Annotated in this window: 14 protein-coding genes; 6 read left to right on the plus strand and 8 right to left on the minus strand. The window is 47.0% G+C overall.

Annotation, left to right across the window (positions count from 1 at the left end):
• The first annotated feature begins 268 nt into the window (after positions 1–268).
• Together KOD92_RS22545 and KOD92_RS22550 are read left to right on the plus strand one after the other, a co-directional pair.
• Complete coding sequence (locus KOD92_RS22545) at positions 269–1,387, plus strand: Gfo/Idh/MocA family protein (protein ID WP_215235878.1); 1,119 nt, start codon at positions 269–271, stop codon at positions 1,385–1,387.
• Between the two features lie 10 nt (positions 1,388–1,397).
• Positions 1,398–2,246, plus strand: coding sequence for a sugar phosphate isomerase/epimerase family protein (locus tag KOD92_RS22550; protein WP_215235879.1), 849 nt, complete (start codon positions 1,398–1,400; stop codon positions 2,244–2,246).
• Positions 2,247–2,286: 40 nt separating this feature from the next.
• Here the strand turns inward: KOD92_RS22550 and KOD92_RS22555 are convergent, their stop codons facing one another.
• From KOD92_RS22555 to KOD92_RS22565, 3 genes are all read right to left on the minus strand, one after another.
• Positions 2,287–3,504 (minus strand): hypothetical protein, encoded by a 1,218-nt coding sequence (locus KOD92_RS22555; RefSeq protein ID WP_215235880.1) that lies wholly within the window; start codon positions 3,502–3,504, stop codon positions 2,287–2,289.
• Positions 3,505–3,524: 20 nt separating this feature from the next.
• Positions 3,525–4,424, minus strand: a complete 900-nt coding sequence (locus KOD92_RS22560; protein WP_215235881.1) for a DUF4097 family beta strand repeat-containing protein — start codon at positions 4,422–4,424, stop codon at positions 3,525–3,527.
• A gap of 110 nt (positions 4,425–4,534) precedes the next feature.
• Complete coding sequence (locus KOD92_RS22565; protein ID WP_215235882.1) at positions 4,535–5,782, minus strand: hypothetical protein; 1,248 nt, start codon at positions 5,780–5,782, stop codon at positions 4,535–4,537.
• A 283-nt stretch (positions 5,783–6,065) separates the two neighbouring features.
• On the opposite strand from KOD92_RS22565, the gene KOD92_RS22570 reads away from it, so the two are divergent.
• The gene (locus KOD92_RS22570) at positions 6,066–6,596 is read left to right on the plus strand and encodes a Panacea domain-containing protein (RefSeq protein WP_215235883.1); all 531 of its coding nucleotides are present in this window, start codon (positions 6,066–6,068) and stop codon (positions 6,594–6,596) included.
• Positions 6,597–6,644: 48 nt separating this feature from the next.
• The gene (locus KOD92_RS22575; RefSeq protein ID WP_215236053.1) at positions 6,645–7,019 is read left to right on the plus strand and encodes a hypothetical protein; all 375 of its coding nucleotides are present in this window, start codon (positions 6,645–6,647) and stop codon (positions 7,017–7,019) included.
• A gap of 39 nt (positions 7,020–7,058) precedes the next feature.
• On the opposite strand, the gene KOD92_RS27600 is transcribed toward KOD92_RS22575, so the two are convergent.
• The 4 genes from KOD92_RS27600 to KOD92_RS22595 form a co-directional block, all read right to left on the minus strand.
• Positions 7,059–7,712: a response regulator transcription factor gene (locus KOD92_RS27600; protein ID WP_215235884.1), complete on the minus strand. Its 654-nt coding sequence runs from the start codon at positions 7,710–7,712 to the stop codon at positions 7,059–7,061.
• A gap of 103 nt (positions 7,713–7,815) precedes the next feature.
• Entirely contained in the window at positions 7,816–10,770 is a 2,955-nt protein-coding gene (locus tag KOD92_RS22585; RefSeq protein WP_215235885.1) for an ATP-binding protein, read from the minus strand.
• Positions 10,771–10,839: 69 nt separating this feature from the next.
• Positions 10,840–12,447, minus strand: coding sequence for a L,D-transpeptidase family protein (locus tag KOD92_RS22590; RefSeq protein ID WP_215235886.1), 1,608 nt, complete (start codon positions 12,445–12,447; stop codon positions 10,840–10,842).
• Positions 12,448–12,528: 81 nt separating this feature from the next.
• A complete protein-coding gene (locus tag KOD92_RS22595) occupies positions 12,529–12,945 on the minus strand; it encodes a hypothetical protein (protein WP_215235887.1) in 417 nt (138 codons plus the stop codon).
• A 334-nt stretch (positions 12,946–13,279) separates the two neighbouring features.
• Here KOD92_RS22595 and KOD92_RS22600 point away from each other — a divergent pair, with 334 nt between their 5' ends.
• Together KOD92_RS22600 and KOD92_RS22605 are read left to right on the plus strand one after the other, a co-directional pair.
• Entirely contained in the window at positions 13,280–16,459 is a 3,180-nt protein-coding gene (locus tag KOD92_RS22600) for a SusC/RagA family TonB-linked outer membrane protein (protein ID WP_215235888.1), read from the plus strand.
• Positions 16,460–16,492: 33 nt separating this feature from the next.
• A complete protein-coding gene (locus KOD92_RS22605) occupies positions 16,493–18,046 on the plus strand; it encodes a SusD/RagB family nutrient-binding outer membrane lipoprotein (protein WP_215235889.1) in 1,554 nt (517 codons plus the stop codon).
• 11 nt (positions 18,047–18,057) lie between these two features.
• On the opposite strand, the gene KOD92_RS22610 is transcribed toward KOD92_RS22605, so the two are convergent.
• Positions 18,058–19,299 carry a voltage-gated chloride channel family protein gene (locus KOD92_RS22610; RefSeq protein ID WP_310589452.1) on the minus strand — a complete coding sequence of 414 codons (1,242 nt, stop codon included), beginning with the start codon at positions 19,297–19,299 and terminating at the stop codon, positions 18,058–18,060.
• Between the last annotated feature and the right edge of the window lie 74 nt (positions 19,300–19,373).

Consider the following 19,373-nt stretch of genomic DNA (forward strand, 5'->3'; position numbering starts at 1 on the left):
ATGATGAATGATGATGAATGATGATGAATGATGATGAATGATGATGAATGATGATGAATGATGATGAATGATGATGAATGATGATGAATGATGATGAATGATGATGAATGATGATGAATGATGATGAATGATGATGAATGATGATGAATGATGATGAATGATGATGAATAATAATGAATGATGAATAATGATGATGAATAATGATGATGAATTAAAAATCATCATCAATGAATTTAATGAGTTTGAAATCAATAATTAGAATAAAAGCATGAGTCAGAAACAGATTACAGTAGTTATTGTGGGAATGGGTTTTGGTAAAGAATTTATCCCGATCTATCAAAGTCATCCCAACATCAAGGCAGTCGGAATTTGTACGCGCAGCAAAGAAACCCGCGACGAACTTACTGCCAAGTTTAACCTCGATCCAAACCTGGTATTTGAGCATTTCGAAGATGTTCCCGGCCGCGACGACGTGGATGCGATCCATGTAGTGACGCCGGTTCCTGAACATGCGAGAATGACTTTGGCTTCATTAAATGCCGGAAAACATACTGCCTGCACCATTCCGATGGCGATGACCAAGGAAGATTGCGAGGCGATCGTTGCCGCGAAGCGTAAGTCAGGGAAAGTGTATATGATGATGGAAACTGCCTTGTACACGCGCGAGTTTCTGTATGGTTTGAAGCTTGCAGAGAACGGCGATCTGGGCCGGATCCAGTTTGTGCGTGGGTCACATATTCAGGATATGAGCATGGAAGGCTGGGGTGAATATTGGAAAGGTTACCCACCAATGCTCAACGGTACGCACGCGATTTCGCCATTATTAAAAATCAACAATACCATCGCAGAGACAGTAGTTTGCCACGGTTCAGGCAGGCTTTCCGAAGATCTGGCCAGCCGCTACGGTTCTCCATTTGCAGTGGAAACAGCCACATTTACCCTCAAAAATTCCGATGTAGTGGCCGAGGCTACGCGCTCGCTTTTTGATGTAGTGCGTCAATACCGCGAAAGCTATGATGTATATGGTACGAAAATGTCCTTTGAATGGGAGCAGTTGCAGGATGAAAGTCATATCATTTTTGATGGAGGTGAAAATGCAAAACGCATTGACGTGCCTGATACCGACGAGCTGCTGATCGAACCGATCAAGCATTTTACCAAAAGAGAAAAAATCGACGATCCCAACCACGTTTCATTCCTGCAGGGCGCAGGTCACGGGGGCTCACATCCGCATTTGGTACAGGAATTTGTCGCTGCGATTATAGAAGGCAGAGATTCGGCGGTAGATGCGGCATTGGCTGCCAACTATACCTGCGCTGGAATATGTGCTCACGAATCAGCGATGGAAGGCGGGATCCGGGTGGATGTGCCAAGTTTTGAAGAATAAACAAATCAGTATGCTATTTGGCGCGAGCACATTTATCTGGGTTTCCCCATTTTCCACACAGGATATTACCCTGCTGACAAAGGTGAAAAACATGGGCTACGATATCATTGAGATAGCCGTGGAAGACAAAAATCTGATCGACTGGAAGCAAGTGAAGGAAGTAGCCCGCGACCTCGACCTGAAAGTGACCATCAGTGGCGCTTTCGGGCCCGAGCGGGATATTTCAAGTACTGAACCTGCCTATCGGGACATAGGTAAGGAATATATTATCGATTGCATTAAAATAGCAGCAGATATGGGCAGCCCGATCTTCGGCGGGCCGCTTTACTCTGCGGTCGGAAAGACCAGGATTGTTTCCGAAGAACAGAAAAAACAGGAACGTAACTGGTGCATTGAAATCTTAGGTGAAGTAAGCCAGGTAGCAGCAGATTATGGCATTGAACTGGGTTTAGAGCCTTTAAATCGTTTTGAAACCGATATGATCAATACGGTCGACCAGGCGCTGTCGCTTGTGCGAGACGTCAATCATCCGAATTTGAAGATCGTGATGGACACTTTTCATGCCAATATAGAAGAAAAGGATATTCCCGACGCGATCAGAAAAATTGGAAAAAACCTGCTCTGTCACGTCCAGGGCAACGAAAGCGACCGCGGTACACCTGGCACCGGGCATCTTGAATGGGAAGGTATTAAAGACGCATTGGTTGAAATAGGCTACGAAGGCGCCGTGGTGATCGAAACCTTCGGGCAGCCTTCCAAAGAGCTCGCCCGCGCCGCCTGCATCTGGCGCCCGCTGGCCAATAGCGCCGACGAGCTGGCAGGGGAAGGTTTAACGTTTTATCAGGAATTATTTCAGTAAAACATCAGGCGGAAGCTATTTCCGCCTGATGTTTTTTATCTCAAAACGTCATACCCAGGGACATCTTCGAGCTGAAAAAGTTATTAGGCTTTCCATATAAAGTGCTTCTGTTGTAAAAGGCAGAAACATCAAAATACAGGCGCTTGAACAGTCTTTGCTGGTAACCCAGCGCCAGCGAAAACATGGGACTATCGAACCTTTTAGTATGAGATTGCTCGTTATAAAACTGGCTTCGCGCCCATGTCCAATCATACGCTGCCGAAGCAGCCCAGTATACACCTGAAAAACTGTTTCCCGTCTTCCCGCGCAGCATTTGGTGTTTTTGAAGAAAATAGTGACGCAGACTAACACCCGTGGTTACGTTGCCAAATCTGTAATAGTTATCGTTGTGATAATTCGCATTGGCATACGCACTGTAAGAAAATGCACTTTTCCCGATTTTCCGCTCGTATGCGATCCCAAGCGCCGCCCTCTGATATTTCAGCCCGATCACCAGATCTGGGAGCTGGACTTTCCATTGATCCTGGTCCTGTTCGTCGCATCGTAAAATGTCACAGGTCGGCGTTTTATCCGATCTTTTCCAGTCACCAAAAGCAAGTCCCACATTGAATTGGGTGGCGATCATCGTGTTTCTGAACTTCGATGTAGATAGGTTATCCCGAAGTATCGGAGAACCGTTACCCTCAAAAACACCCACAGCAAAATCAACGAAACCACTATTAAAAAACCTGCTCTGGAATCCGTAAAGCAACCCTAGCCGGCCTTCATGCCCTCCGCGGTTACCATATTCACTTCGGGTGATCACAGGTTTTTCATAAGAAAGACCAAAATAGGCGCCGCTGAAATTATTGGCGCTCAGCCCTTCTTTCATGCGTTGATTCATCTGGTAGTACCAGCGCAGCTTTGCATTGGCCCATACATTCAAAGTCTTATTCGGGTCAAAAGCAATGTTTCTTAAAAGACCCAGATTTTCAGTCCCATTCTGTACATAAGCGCCCGCTTCCAGCGAAAGTGAGGGGGAAAGCTTGTATTCGTAAGCCAGGTTAATGCCGGTCCCACGAAGCGACGAGCCGCCGGCTGAGATTTTAAACATGTGCCGGGTCGGTACTTTGGTCATAAACACATTCTCATACCTGTCGATAAAATGTTGCTTCACCAAGGTATCTTCCTCCTGCGTGTAGGTAATCGGTGCATTGTCTTGTGCAAGGGCGGGTCCGCTGATTATCAATGTCAGCAGCAGGATTGTTGAAATTTTCATAAATGATGATTTTGATACGCTTACTTAATTGTCACCTGCCCGAATTCCGCATTGATATCCACGTTCGCCAACTGATTTTTCGAGAAAAATGCTTCTTTAAAATCTGCGGTATTTTTTTTCCACTTAAACCCGTTCGGGAGTTTCATCGTCGCGTAGGCGCTATTGATCGTGTAATCAAATTGCTGCCAGTTCTTGGCAAATAAGGTGACTTCTGATTTTTTAGATCGTATTGCCAGGCTGGTTAAACCGGTCGTGGGGTAGATCTCCACGTTTCCATACAATGCATCCAGCTTCACGGATCCTGAAATATGGTCGAGCCTGATATTCGTCCGGTCTGTTGAAAAAGTAAAGGTACCGGCAAGCTCCGTGCCGCTCAACTCCCCGAATGTAGTATTCAGAATGCCTTTGCCGCTCAGATCAGAAAGTGTAGTTGTGCAGAAATCGGCTTTCAAAGTCAGGCTTTTCATTAAACCTTTGAGCATAATGTTCCCAAACGTATTTTTCAGATCAACCGCGCAGGAGGCCGGGAGGTGAATAATATAGCGTGCTTTAAGATTAGATACCGGCTTGTTTTCGCCGTTTTTCAACACAATATAATTTCTCAAAAAATAATCCTTCCCATTACGGTCAGCTATATACTGCATCTTCGAAAGATCCTGAGCGGCGGTGGCGCGATCGGGGTGCTTCGCTGATAATTCCATCACAACAGAAATATCATCTTTGCCCCACGTGACCATTTCGATATCCGCTTTTTCGGCATTGATAAATAAGGTGCGAACAGCCGGCGCGCCTATCGTCCGCTCGATTTTCTTCGTCGCAACCTGCAAAGTGGCCTGCGCCTGAGCCGTTGAGATAAGCGACAGGCAAAAGAGGAGGGTTACGGGTATCGCTTTATTGAATATAAAATTGTTCAGTTTCATGATTTTGCGAGATATTTTGCTCTTGCTGCTGATGTAATTTGCTATTCTTCACTATACCAGCCAGGGTTTTCTTAAAGAGGCCAGGAAGTGTTCAAATGGTTGTATGCAGATTAAAGTGTAAGCCCAAAACCAAGTCTGATTGCGCTGAGCCAGTGTTTTTCATAAGGTCCTGGTTTTAAGAAATTGTAGCTTGAACTCAATGCGAAATCAAGATAGGCTTTCCCGAAAAGGGTTTGCTGGTATCCCAAAGCTGCGCCTGCTCCCAAATGCCTTTTCGGCCTCCCGACACTGAAAATCGTTTCGCTATTGTAATACACAAAATCGCTGTGTGGCCCAAGGTACACACCCGACAGATTATTGCCTCCGGTACCACGGCGAAGCTTCTCTTTTGTATCCAGATAATACCTCAGTTGAAGTGAAGGCCAGATCTGGATATCATTGCTCGCGCGCCTGGCTTCTGTGCCGGTCCGCAGGGAGGAAACAATTCGCATGTAATCTGCATTGATCTGGGCATTAACGGACAATGGCAGATTGCCAAGTTTGCGTTCATAAGCGAGTCCGGCCGTTGCCTGTGCAAAGCGGGAAGAGAGGTAAATTTTTGGCCAAAGGAGTTTCCACTGTTGCGAAAGGGATTCGTCGCAGCGTAATACATCGCAAATAGCCGCATTCCTGTTACGCCGCCAGTCGCCAAAAGCAAGCCCCATACTTGTTCTGGAAACGATCGCGAAGTCCGACTTCTTGCCTTGTTCGTAGCTCAGCAGGGCAGGGTAGTAACCTTTCTGGTACAACTGGTAAAACGCGCCGATCGCAAATTCAATCCTTCCGTTATTCAAGAACCGGCGCTGCAAGCCAAATTCTGTTCCGAATCTAGATAACTGGTAATTTGATTCAGCAATTCCCCAGCTTTTTTCAGCCACGATCGCCAGATAATTGCCCGTAAAGTTATTGACATTGACACCCTCCTTAATCCTGCGTTTCATGTCGTAATACCACCTTCCGTACACATTCGCGACCAGTGTTCCTGAGAAATCCGTCTGACTTCCCCATCCTCCGCCCGCCGTAACTTCGGTACCTACTGAAAAGGAAGGGAACGCTTTGTATTCATAACCGACGTGGTAGGAAGTGCTCTGGGTCTGACTGTTTTCGACTGCAAAAAGGTAATTGGGAGAAAATGTCAGACCGAATTTAAACATGTGCCGTGTAGGCACCTTCGTCATAAATACATTCTCATACCGGTCGATAAACCGCTGCTTAGCGAGCGTATCCTGCTGTTCCTGGGTGTAAACAACTTCCAGACTATCCTGCGCATACACGGATTGAAACAGGAGCAGCGATAAAATGAAGGATAATACTTTCATAGCAAAACAAGCACAGGTTGTGTTCTTTTTTGCTTAAAGAGGCTGGCGCAAGGGAGGAAGGTTGTATGGAGGCTCCAAAAAGTATTAGATATAGCAAATAGGATTCACTAGTTACCTATCTAAGTGCCAGAAACGTAGAACTTGATACCGCAGGATATTCAGTTTTCGTTATAACAAGGGATTGTCGTACTTTGGCAAAACCCTAATAGTCTGGCTGTTTGGTATAAAGATTGCCTCTCAATAGTCATTTAATTAGTTCGGGATATTTCTAATTTTCGATAACATGAATACGATAGAGGAGAAAACAGAAATCACAATTAGTGCCATGCTCTATATTTTAAAGCATTTAGGCGGCAAAAGTGATATTCATAAACTGTTCAAGATCCTATATTTTGCCGAGCAAAAACACCTGGTCAAATATGGGTCGGAAATATCCGGTGATAGGTTTCACGCCATGAACAATGGGCCGGTACCATCTTTGGCATACGATATAACAAAAAGCCTGCGTGCCGGGAAGCCAACTTTTGCCAAATTCTTTGAAACATTTGGAGATTATAGTATTAAAGGAATTTCTGAACCAGATATGGATTGGTTGTCTGAGTCGGAAATTGCCTGTCTCAATGAATCAATTCACGAAAACCAACATCTGGATTTCAAGACACTAACAGAAAAATCTCATGATGCCGCATGGGCAGACACAAAACCTGACAGGGAGATAGATATCATCAAAGTCGCAAAAGCCGGCGGGGCTGATAAGGATATGCTCGACTACATTGAAGATTCTATGTCCTTGAGGTTTGCCGAATTTGAATAAACATCTTTCAGGCCAGATATGAATTCGCTTTTAGGTTGCGTACTTCGAATGTTCGTGAAAGATACCTATCCTCCCAAAATAAAAAGATTGGTTGTAGTTGGTGAAACGGAAGACAAATTAACCGTCGTATCAGTCTTCTTTAATACTAAATTAAACGAGAAGGTTAACTGGAATCTAGATTTTAAGTCACAGCAGATCGAATTTACGCCGGAGGGAAGAGATTATTTAGATCACAAATGCCTGATTGACTGTTCCAAATTGAGGCCGATTCTGAGGGATGAAATTAACGAAGCAATAAAAGCCAGACCTGGAATTATCATTGGGAAACTGAGTGACGAAGACTTCTCCCTGGTTAGAACTCAGATTATACATTCCACAACTATAAAAGGTAAGCTAAAAAAGAAATACGGTTTCCTCGACTAAAAGTTTGTCTTCGAACAACTGTATTCTCGAACCTACTTTTCAAACAACCCCAAGCCTAACCGCTACCTTCGTTAACCCTACCGAATTTTTTACGCCTAGTTTCTGGAAGAGGTTGCGGCGGTGGGATTCTACGGTTTTGCCGCTGATGAAAAGTTCGGTGGCGATGCGGTTGGTTGAATATTCACTGGCTACCAGGCGGAGGATTTCTATTTCTCGTTTGCTCAGAAAATCTTTCGTCGTACTGGGCGCAGGCTGCGAGTCCGACTGCCCGATCGGCGACTCTGACAGTCGCATCATTACTTCCTGTCCATAATAGATCTTCCCTTCCGAAACCGAGCGGATCGCCTGTTCCCATTCGTCGATCTCCGCTTCGATCCCGATGTAGCCGCTGACACCCGAACGGATAAGCTCTCTCACCAATTTCATGGAGGAGCTGGGGCCAAGAAGCAGGAATTTCAGGTTGGGATGGATTTTTCGAAGGGCGAGTATCTGCCCTGCCGTATGTTCGGTGTGGTAGGCAAACGCGATCACCAGCTCAATGTCCATCAGGTAGGGAATGTGCATCACCCTATCCAGGCAGGTACTTTTTCCGATCAGACTAATAGACGATCTGTTTTGAAGCCAGCCCGCCACCGCCTCGCATTCCAGCGGGTGGGGATGAACCAGTATTGCTTGTGTGACGCAATGTTTCATAGCCAGGATTTTAGGACAGCACAAAACACGCGAATTCGGTTTTTCCCGACATTTGGATTTGTTGCAAAAGCATTTGAATATGTAACAACAGCCGAAAATGTGCCTATTTGGTACTAAAATCGACTTTTTTTAATGCTTCGCTGGGTGGATACCCGAAGTGCTGTGCAAAACTGGTGGAGAAATTGGAAGGATTTCCATAACCGACCTGATACCCTATTTCAGCCACAGTACCGGCATTTTTCCGGAGCAGTTCCAGCGCCTTTTCCATGCGTACAGTCCTGATCAGATCGCCGGGCGTTTGGTTGATCAGCGCTTTCAGCTTGCGATGAAGTTGTGTCCTGCTGAGGTTTACGTCGCTCGCGAGCAGCTCTGCACTGTATGTTTCGTCCGACAAATGTGTTTCCAGCGCGGCGCGTATCTTGGTTAAAAAGGTTTGTTCGATCGAAGGCAGTTCGGCGGTGTGCGTGAGCCAGAGGTTGTTGCTGTTGTATTTTTCGCGCAGTAACTGCCGCGTAGTGACCAGGTTTTCGATCTGGGCGATCAGCTCCGCTTCGTGGAATGGTTTTCGGAGATAAGCGTCAGCGCCGGTTTGCAAGCCCGTGAGCCTGCTGGGCATATCTACTTTGGCGGTCAGGATAATGACCGGAATGTGGCTGGTTTTCTCATTGCTCTTGATATCCGCACATACCTGGTAACCGTCTTTTACCGGCATCATCAGATCGGTGATGATCAGATCGGGGACGGTGTCCAATGCGAGATTATATCCCTGTTCGCCATTTTCAGCTTCCAGGATCCGGTAATTGCCGGAGAGTGAAGAGCGGATAAACGTGCGGAGGTCCGCATTATCTTCAATCACCAATACCAGATGTGAATCCGGCGCCCGTGAAAATGCTTTGTGATCAGGAAGTGAAGTCGGGACCGTCAGTGACTGTTCTGCTATTTGAATACTTTCAGAATCGGGCTGTTCCGCCGCCATTTCCACTGGAATATGCACCGTTACGACGGTTCCTTTGCCGGGTTCGCTTTTAACTTCAATACTACCTTTCAATAAATCAACCAGCTCTTTTGTCAGCGCCAGGCCGATGCCGGTACCTTCCTGCGGCCGGATATCCGATGAATCGGCCTGGTAAAACCGGTCGAATATATAGGGAAGTTTTTCAGCCGGGATCCCGGTGCCAGTATCTGTAACCGTGGCGACCAGCTCAGTTGAATGATCTCTTTGATTAAAAATAACAGAGACAAAAATGCCGCCGCTGTGCGTGAACTTCACCGCATTGGATATCAGGTTATAAAAGATATTTTCCAGCTTGTCCTTATCCGTATTCGCGGTGAATTTTTGCGCAGCTGCTGAAAAATGAATGCTAACCTGCTTCTGGTTAGCGAGCGTTTCAAACGAATAGGTAATGCTTTTTATAAAACCGACCACTTCCAGAGGCAATTTGTTCAGTTCCATTTTTCCGGCTTCCAGTTTGCTCAGATCCAGCAGCTCGTTGATCATTTTAAGCAGCCTCTTCGCGTTTCTGGCGATCAGGCCGAGCTGGCTGCGCATTTCTGTGTCCCGGGTTTGGGATAAAATACGTTCCGCCGGACCGAGTATCAATGTAAGCGGGGTACGGAATTCGTGGGTCAGGTTGATGAAAAACCGGGATTTGAATGTGTCCAGCTCACGCAGTTTGTCGGCTTGCTCCTGAACCTGAGCGGTTCTTTCTTTTACCGTTTTTTCAAGGGTAACTGCTTGTTGTTCAATTAATTCACGTTTATCCTGTTCTGCGAGCAGTTTTTGGGAAGATAGTGCTTCCACTTCTGCCAGCTGCCGGCTCAGGTCCCTGTTTGTTCTTGCAAAATCCAGTGCAAGGAAAATGGAAAAGCAGAGCGGCATAAAAAGTAGCCCCACCGCCATAAACCGGTCTATCAAATGCAGCTTGCCCGCAAAAAGATTAAGTATATCAACCCCGACAAAAAAGAAGAACAGGGCAGTAATAAACATGCCCAAACCAATCAGCCAGACACCTTTTCTCCCATTCCGCGAAGCTATGAAAATCTCCCTGAGCCCGTCGATGATTACCGCCAGAAAATACAGGTTAAATATGTCGTCACGCGCAGAATCGTGGAAAAAGCCGAACATGATCACATAGTATATTCCCGGCATCAGAAACAGCACGAGCCGCAGCCAGGTGAGTTTTGTACCCGCAATTTTATATAACAGTAAACCCGCGGCAATGGTAGTGAGCGTTTTGGAAACGTCGAAAGCCGGCCACATATATGCTTGCAGGTAGGGATCCGAAAGTACCTGATTAAAGTATCGGAAAATCTGCGTCGCAGCCGCAAAACCGACAAAAAGCGCATAATACAGATTTGCTTTTTGTTTGGGATAAAAAAAGAAGAGGAACAAATGCAGCAAAGCAAATGCGAACATGGCCGCAATGCTCATTAACATATACTCCTGACTATCTGAGCTTAGTTTCAAGACAGGCAACATCATTTCATACACCCCGATCCAGGCCTGGAAACCTGTAAAATTTGCAAATGCCGGCGTATAGTTGGCATACCGGATCGCGAGCACGATCGTGTCGGATTGCGGGGCTTCAAACGGGATCAGCTGATCGGGCGCGCGTTTCGGGATCGTTTCAGCTTTGTTACGCCCTATTTGACCATATCTGCCCTTTTTGACACCATTGATAAAGATTTCAGAAGCCCCATCGTGGTTGATCCGAAAAGCGAGTGTTTGGCCCGCCAGCGTCGAATCCGTGACCAGCCGCAGCCGGAACCAGCCACTTCCTTTCCAGTTTTTTGGCAGATTATCTTCTCCAAAAACACTTCCTACCTCAGCCCAGTCGCGATCCTGATATTTAGCAGATGCCCACTCGGGCGAATCTCCCGGATGGAATTTCCATTTCAGTCCTTGCAGCGAAAATGAATTGGTTTTATTGATCAGACTGTCAGACGAAATCGGTACAGCAGCTGACTGAGCGAGTATTTCGCCGGAATAGAGAAAGCAACAAAGCAACAGAAGCAGGTTTTTCGGTTGCTTGAATATGTTTCTCAGTATCCCGATCATCCAGTTATTACAAATTAAGATTGTACAACTTAGCGATTGAAAGTCACATAATCAAGCACTTGCAATGCATTACCTTGCAGCTACCTCCGCAGGTTCGGCAAAAAGTCTTTCAGCCATTTTTTTGTCGTGACCGTATACGTCTTTCCGGAAATTGAGTTTGCCGGTATGGTCTACCCACGCGGTGAAATAGCCGATAAATACGGGAATTTCGTTTGCGCCACGCAGCCGCACGTACTTTTCCTTGCCGCTATTCATCGCAGCTGTAATTTTCCCGGAAGTCCAGGTTGAATCTTTGCGTAGCAGGAACTCCGCCAGCTTTTTAGGTTCCGACAAACGAATGCAACCGTGGCTGAATGCCCGCTGCGACTCGCCGAAAAGGCTTTTGGAAGGTGTATCGTGCAGGTAAATATTATAACTGTTTGGAAAAAGGAATTTGACCAGCCCCAGCGAGTTAGACTTTCCAGGCTTTTGCCGCACGCTGTTCCCATTCCACTCCATATTGTGCCGCGCCAGATAGTTCTTGTTCTTCTTAATGCCGGGCAGGATTTCGTTTTTCAGAATGCTCGGCGGGATATTCCAATAGGGGCTGAAAACGACCTGATTTAGTTTTCCGGCAAATATCACCGTACTGTGCGCCTCTGAGCCGACTACTACATTCATATCAAATGCAAGCTCGCCCTTTTCGTACATATGAAGTCGGAATTCGGGGATATTGACGAGGATATAGTCGGTTGCCGGTGCAGCGGGTACCCAGCGAATGCGTTCCATATTGATCAGCATCAGACGAATCCTTTCGCTCACGGGCACATTCAATTCCTTCATAAATGCAGGCCCGATTTCCCCCGAAGCCTTTAAACCCATTCTGGTTTGAAATGATTTTACGCCCGCCACCAGCATAGAATCGAAGATATCGGTAGAGTCGCCGGGTTCCATATCCTGCAACAGAGCGAGTCTTCTTTTTATTTCCGCGATTACCGGCGAGCTGTCGCCCAGTTTCAGTTTTTTGACCGGTTCCAGTTCTGGCCAATCCTCGTTTTTGAGCGAATTATAGAGTTTCAACTGCTCTTTCAACAGGTTGTACTGCCGGTTCACGGGTTCGTAAGACGCTACATTTTCTCCTTTATTTTTTAGAAGAGAATCCAGAAAAGCGCCGGGATTGATCTTTTTCCGCGGGATAAACCAGTTGAGTTCCTGAATATTTAAACTGCCGTCGCCGGAATATGCTTTTTCGGTATAATTAAAAAAATGCTCGGTCAATGCCAGCTCGGTATTGATCACCAGGGGATCTGTCGGTACAATGCGTTTCAAGGTTTCCAGTGAATCTATTTGCGACATCAGTTTCGCGTCGTAAAGCGAGCTGTCGCCTGAACCGTGGATGTAATCGTTTTGCAAACTCAGAAAAGTCTGCACAAAATCGGCCATACCATCGGGAAAAAACCAGGCAAACTGATAGTTCCGGCGATTGTAAAAGCTTCGGATCTTATTGACCGTGCTATCCTGCATACTCCGCGTTTCCACAAAACGGCCGAGCGCAGTTGTGTCGATAAAAAGCTCGGTGAAGGAATTTTCAACCTTAATAGTTGTGTCCCGCACCGCAATTTCGGGTTGCTGTTTTTCTTTGGTTTTACAGGAAGCAAATAGCCCGCAAGCGATAACGAACAAGAATAGGATTCGCATAGAGAAGTGAGATGGTAGCCGAAACTTAACTTTTATTTCGTTCCAAAGCGCATCTTTCTTCGATTAATCGGGCGCGGGGCGTTAATCGAATTTTTTCCGCAACCCTCTCACCAGCTTCCGCACCGAGGCCGATTGCGAATTGAACCCGTTTGCGCCGTTTGGGGCGGCTTTATAATATTCAGACTGCCATATTTCGCGGTTATCTTTTGTCACAAACGACGCGCTCAATGCCACCGCTTTCCCACCCCAGGAAGTCCAGGTAACGCCGCCGGATATTTTGGTATCAAGTTTTAAAATCACATCCGCCTCACTTTTTGAAGAAGCTATTTTCCAGTAACCCCATTCGGCCAATACACTTTTAAGCTCCTCGCCGGCGCTTTTTCCTACGTCTGTTTTATTGCTTTCTATGTACACCGACTTGCCTTTTTGCAGCGCCTCGTCTTGCGCGGCGGCCAGCAGCGGAAATAGTATGAGCATCAAAAATGAAATCCGTTTCATAGTGTTTGTGATTTGGTACAATGCAAAATTCGGGATTAAATCCACCCGGCACCATCCCTGAAATCAGCCATATTTCTATACAAAGCTGGTAGATCATAATTTCCCGGAAATTTTCTCTGTATCCGGGCACAATTCAATTGCGGTTTGTGTTTGATAAACTCAGACCTGGTAATCAGGGAATAAGACAAATAAATTTATTTACTCTATAAATTCGATAGAGAATAAATATTTAGACACTTTTTAATAAATTTGCAGCGAAATCAATACTTAAAGGCTAATACGGGTTTAGTGCAATCTCAAAAGAAAATCTCACCACTCTTACAATAATACAATTATGAAAATACGGTTTCTCTACCTTTTTCTGCTGACTTTCCTGGCGACCGGATTTGTCAGCGCGCAGCAGCGGGTTATTACCGGGATAATAACCGACGCTGGCGATGGTTCTCCTCTACCGGGTGCTTCGGTGGCTGTAAAAGGCACTTCATCAGGTACACTTTCTGATGCGGACGGCGCATTCAGTCTCAATGTGAATGACGATGCCTCTATTCTGGTGGTATCTTTTATTGGTTATCTGGCCCAGGATGTGGCGATCGGGAATGTTGACAAGATCAGTGTCGCATTGAAAGCCGATACCAAGATCCTCAACGAAGTAGTAGTAACTGCACTCGGTATCTCGCGTGAAAAACGTGCATTGGGTTACGCGGTGCAGGAAATAAAGGGTGAAGCTTTGCAAACAAGGCCTACCAATGCATTGAGCGCACTTTCGGGTGAAGTAGCTGGCTTGCAGGTGGTTACTTCCGGTGGAAATATGGGCGGCTCGTCACGTGTACTTTTGCGCGGGGTCAATTCTATTTCAGGAAACAACCAGCCATTGTACGTAATCGACGGAACACCGATCGACAATGCGGATCTGAACAGCGCAGCGACGAGCTCGGGAAGCGGCGGGAAAGATGTAGGTAATATGATCCAGGATCTGAACCCAGACGATATTGAGAATATTTCGGTGTTGAAAGGACCTTCCGCGGCGGCACTTTACGGAACGCGCGCTGCGAACGGTGTAATTTTGATCACGACTAAAAAAGGAAAAGAAAACAGCAAAGTGAACCTGACGCTGAATACGGGTATTGAATTTGAAAATATCGTTCGTCTTCCAAAACGTCAGAAACTGTATGGCGGTGGGTTTTCAAGCACATTTCAGCAAGCTAATATCGGTGGTACCAATTACAATATCGCCGAATATGCGGTAGACGAAAGCTGGGGTCCAAAGCTCGACGGAACACCCGTTTTGCATTGGTATAACCTTGATCCTGAGAATACTGCCGATTACCTCAATCCGCAACCGTGGATTTACCCTAAAAACGATGTACATACTTTCTTCGAAACGGGTGTGGCCAATACAAACAGTCTGTCGGTGAGCGGCGGGAATGCGAATTCTACTTACAGGCTTTCTTACACCAATAAAAATGTAAAAGGTACCGTACCGAATTCTTCTTTGAAACGGAATTCGATCAACTTTTCGGGCTCTTCGCAGCTGGGTAAGTTGAAGGTTTATAATAATTTCAATTACATCAAAAATCAGTCTACCGGCCGGCCGTGGACAGGTGCTACCAATAGGAATATTATCCTGGAAGCATTTCAATGGGGAGCAGTGCAGGTGGATTACGAAAAGCTGAAAAACTATAAAAGAGCCGACGGAACGCAGATTTTGTGGAACCGCAGCGGCTATCAGAATACGCCGGCTGGCGAAGCTGCCAAGTTTATTGATAACCCATATTGGTCGGCCTACGAAAGTTACCTGGACGAAAACCGGGATCGTTTTTACGGAAATGTAGGTCTGGTTTACGACGTGAACAGCTGGCTGAAAGTGAGCGGAAAAGTGAATGCGGACCTTTACAATTATCAGTACCAGGATCGCATTGCGGTGTATTCACGCACGCAATCTCAATACCAGGAGTATAATAATAATTTCAGCGAGTTCAACTACGAGTTGCTGGCTTCTGCGAATAAGAGCTGGGGAGATATTTCTTTGAATGTGAATGCAGGAGGAAACCTCATGAGCCAGCGCCGTCGCATCAGCGACGCTGTAACGCAGGGTGGTTTGATCATTCCTGAATATTATAACCTGAAAAATGCGAGCTCGGTTTTGGTCAATTCCAATTCGTACCAGAAACAGATCAACTCGCTTTTTGGAAGTTTCTCACTGGGCTGGAAAAGTTTGCTTTTCGTAGATGGAACCGTGCGTAACGACTGGTCGTCTACGCTGCCGATCGGACGAAATTCATTCACATATCCTTCGTTAACAACGAGTTTGATATTAAGCGAGCTCAATGGAATTAAAGATGTGAGCTGGCTGGATTTTGCCAAAGTTCGCCTCGGCTGGGCGCAGGTGGGTAACGATACCGATCCTTACCAGTTGCAGCGCGCTTACGAAGCTACCCAATCTTTCGACGGTCTGGCTTCTTACAGGCTACCAACGCAGCTGAATAACCAGGCCTTGAAACCGGAGATCACCAGTTCGTGGGAAACGGGGCTGAGCTTGCAGGCATTTAAAAACAGGGTAGGGCTCGACGTGACTTACTATGATAATGTGAGCCGCAACCAGATCATCAATATCCCCGTTTCTTCTGCTTTCGGGTACGATTCGAAGGTGATCAATGCGGGTAAGATCAATAACAAAGGGGTGGAAGTTACATTAACCGGCACACCGATCCGCAGCAATGGTTTTGAATGGAATTCCAGCCTTAACTGGTCGCGGAACCGGAATAAAGTGATCCAGCTGGCACCGGGTGTGAATACTTTCCAGCTGGCAAATAGTCTGGTTACATTGGTGGCACGCGAAGGTCAGCCTTACGGACAGATTTTGGGTAACGATTTTATCTACACAACCGACGGTCAGAAAGTGATCAAAGCGGACGGTACTTACGAGCGCGGGCAGCAACTGACGCCGCTGGGTAGTGTTTTGCCAAAATATCTGTTCGGTTTCCAGAACAGTTTCACTTACAAAAACTTCAACCTTGGATTTTTGGTAGATGGTCGCGTAGGCGGAAAATTCTTCTCGCAAACCTACAAAGTTGGAATGTACGCAGGTGTGCTCGAAAAAACGGCTGCCAACAATGTGCGTGAAACGGGCGTGGTGCTCGACGGTGTGAAAGGGACAGTGACCTACAATGCCGACGGAACTTACTCGGTGAGCAATATTTCACCCAACGATACCCGCATTACGGCGCAGGCCTGGGCGCGGGGCGAATACAGCGGCCCGACGCCGCAAACGATCTTCGACGCGACATTCGTGAAGCTGCGCGAGGTCACATTCGGATACAGTCTGCCACTGGCGAACAAAACAGTGAAATCGATTTACTTCGGATTGTACGGCAGAAACCTGGTGAACATTTACACAGCCAGCAAATACATCGATCCTGAATTCACAAGCAGCGGCGGTAATATTCAGGGATTGGAAGGTGGAAGCATTCCGGTGCCGGCGACTTACGGTTTGAATGTGAATGTGAAGTTTTAAGCCAGCTTATTTAAAAGTTAAAAATTGAAGATCATGCAAAAGTTCATATATCAAAAAAGCAGTTTTTTACTCGCGATTGGCTCAGTAGCATTGCTTGCCTCATGCAGCGACAGCTATTTTGAGGATATCAATAAAGACCCGAACCGGCCGGTAAATGCAACAACCACGACGATTTTGTTGAATGCTGAAAAACAGGCGATCGATAACATTCGTAACGAAAACAGTTCACTCCGCGGAACCCAGCTTTTTGCGCAGTATTACAGCCAGAATATTTACAGCGACCAGTCGCGCTACGACATTCCGCGCTCTTATTCGGATACTTATTGGAGCAATGCTTACAAGGCGCTCAACAACCTGAACGAGATCATTATCCTCAATACCGACCCGGCTAAAAAAGACGTGGCGGCGGCTGGTGTGGCGGGTACCAATGCAAACCATATCGCGATCGCGCGGATTTTGAAAGCTTACGTTTTCCAGAACCTGACTGACGTTTTCGGAGATGTACCTTACCAATCTTACGGTAACCCGGATCCTGAATTTCAGGCTTTGCAACAAGCTCCCGAGAACCTGAGTCCGGCTTATGCAAGCCAGCAGAAAATTTACCAGGATATCCTGAATGAGCTGAAAGCGGCAGGCGATACTTTGATCAAGTACAAAACGGCGACTACATTCGGGAATTACGATGTGATTTATAAAGGTAAAAATGAGTTGTGGGCCAAATTTGCGAACTCGCTTCGTCTGCGTATTGCTACCCGGATCAGAACCAAGCTACCGGCTGAGTCGAATGCACATTTTGAAGACGCTTTGGCAAAAGGTGTTTTCACTTCGAATGCAGATAATGCGGTGTTCAAATACCAGGCACTCGCGCCCAATGAAGCGCCTTTGTACCGCGCTACGGTTACGGCCAATCGCAAAGACTTCGCCGTTTCGCACGTGCTGATCAATGCATTGAAAGGACAGATCGGGACAGTGAAAGTGCAGGACCCGCGTTTGCCTATTTACGCAACCAAAAATGCAGCCGGTGAATACGTGGGCCAGCCCTACGGACTGCCCGTAGCAGCAGCCGGTTTGCTCACAGCCACGGATGTGAGCTTGCCGGGAGCCGCCGTGAATGCAGCTAGTTATGGTGAAGTGTTGCAGGAATATGCGGAAGTGGCCTTTTTGATATCTGAATATAAAAACTGGGATCAGCAGGAATATATCAAAGGAGTTACTGCTTCCCTGCAAAAATGGGGCGTGGCGCAGGCAGATATTACGACCTATCTCGCAGCACTTCCGAAAGCAGATAAAGCGAACGTCTTAAACCAGAAATACCTGGCACTTTATACCCAGGGAGACGAAGCATGGAGCGAGATCCGCCGCACCGGTTATCCTACGTTTTTGGTGAAGCCGGGTGATGTGGTTTGGAGCCGCACTGCGAATGGAGCGACTACGGACTATAAATTCCAACCGCTTTTCGGAGAAGGCGTTCCATTGCGCTTGTATTACCCGCCTAAGGAGCAGAGCGTAAATCTTGCCAACTACCAGAATGCCGTAAAAGCGCAGGGTAACGACGATATCACGACCTCTTTATGGTGGAATAAGTAGAGAAAAATGATCTATTTAGCGACTCGTCTGTTAAAAGGATGCTTGTGCTGGCCGATAAGCTGGGAACTATAAATACCCCGGTGACCGGAGCAGAGATAAGCGAGAATACACGCAATAGCCACATACCCCCCGCATTCGCTGCCGAACAGTTCGATAGCCAATACAATACATGCGAGGGGCGTATTGGCAGCTCCGGCGAAAACGGCGACGAAGCCCATTCCGGCGAGCAGGCCAACCGGTAGCGGGAGGAACCAGGAGAGTGCATTGCCCAGGGTAGCGCCGATAAAAAATAAGGGGGTTACTTCTCCGCCTTTGAATGCGGCACCGAGTGTTACTGCCGTGAAAAGGATTTTTAGTAAAAAATCATAAGGAGGCAGCTGGTACTCAAAAGATTCGAGGATAACCGGAATACCCAGGCCAATGTACCTGGTGGTACCGGAAGCAAAAACTGCAACCGCAACCAGCGCGCCGCCCAACAATGGCCGCAGTGGAGGAAAAGGAATACGTTTGAACAAGCTTCCGGCATAATGGGTCAGCTGGGTGAAAAGCATTGATCCCCCGCCAAATGCAATACCGGCAATGCCGGCATACAGCATATTCAGCGCGGAAAGATCAGGAACTGCTGGGATGTGGTAATGCGTGTGACCAACCTGCCAGGTTTGGGTAGTGAGGTCTGCAACAATTGCCGCAGTGAATGCGGGCATAAGTGCGTCGTACCGGATGCGGCCGATCAGGAAAACTTCAAGTGCGAATATCCCGCCTGCCAGCGGTGTGCCGAATACAGAGCCGAAACCCGCGGCGATACCTGCGATCAGTACGAGCCTGCGGTCGCGTGGGCGCAAGCTCAGGAGTCGGGTTAGCTGGTCGGCCAGGGAGCCGCCCATTTGCAACGCGGTGCCTTCCCTGCCCGCAGATCCTCCGAACAAATGGGTGGCAACGGTACCGATCAGTACGAAAGGCGCCATTTTTAGTGAAATAATTTTGGAAGGGCGGTTGATGTTTTCGAGTAGCAGGTTGTTGCCGGCCTCCACTTCTTTCCCGAAGTAATGGTACATGCAACCGATCAGAAAACCAGCCAGCGGAAGAAATGCGATGATCCACCGGTGGGTTTCGCGGTACTGCGTGGCCCAGTCGAGGGAAACTAAAAAGAATGCAGACGCAGATCCGGCAAGAATGCCGATAATGCCAGACAGGATAAGCCACTTAACTATAAAAACCGATTTCTTGAGAAGACGAAACCGGGATGCTGACATGCTATTCATGCGTAGTTGGTCGGCAAAATAGCCCAAAAAAGAAGTAGCAGCCATTGCGTGGCTGCTACCTGAAA

Origin of the sequence: Dyadobacter linearis (assembly GCF_907165045.1) — a bacterium.
GTDB lineage: Bacteria > Bacteroidota > Bacteroidia > Cytophagales > Spirosomataceae > Dyadobacter > Dyadobacter linearis.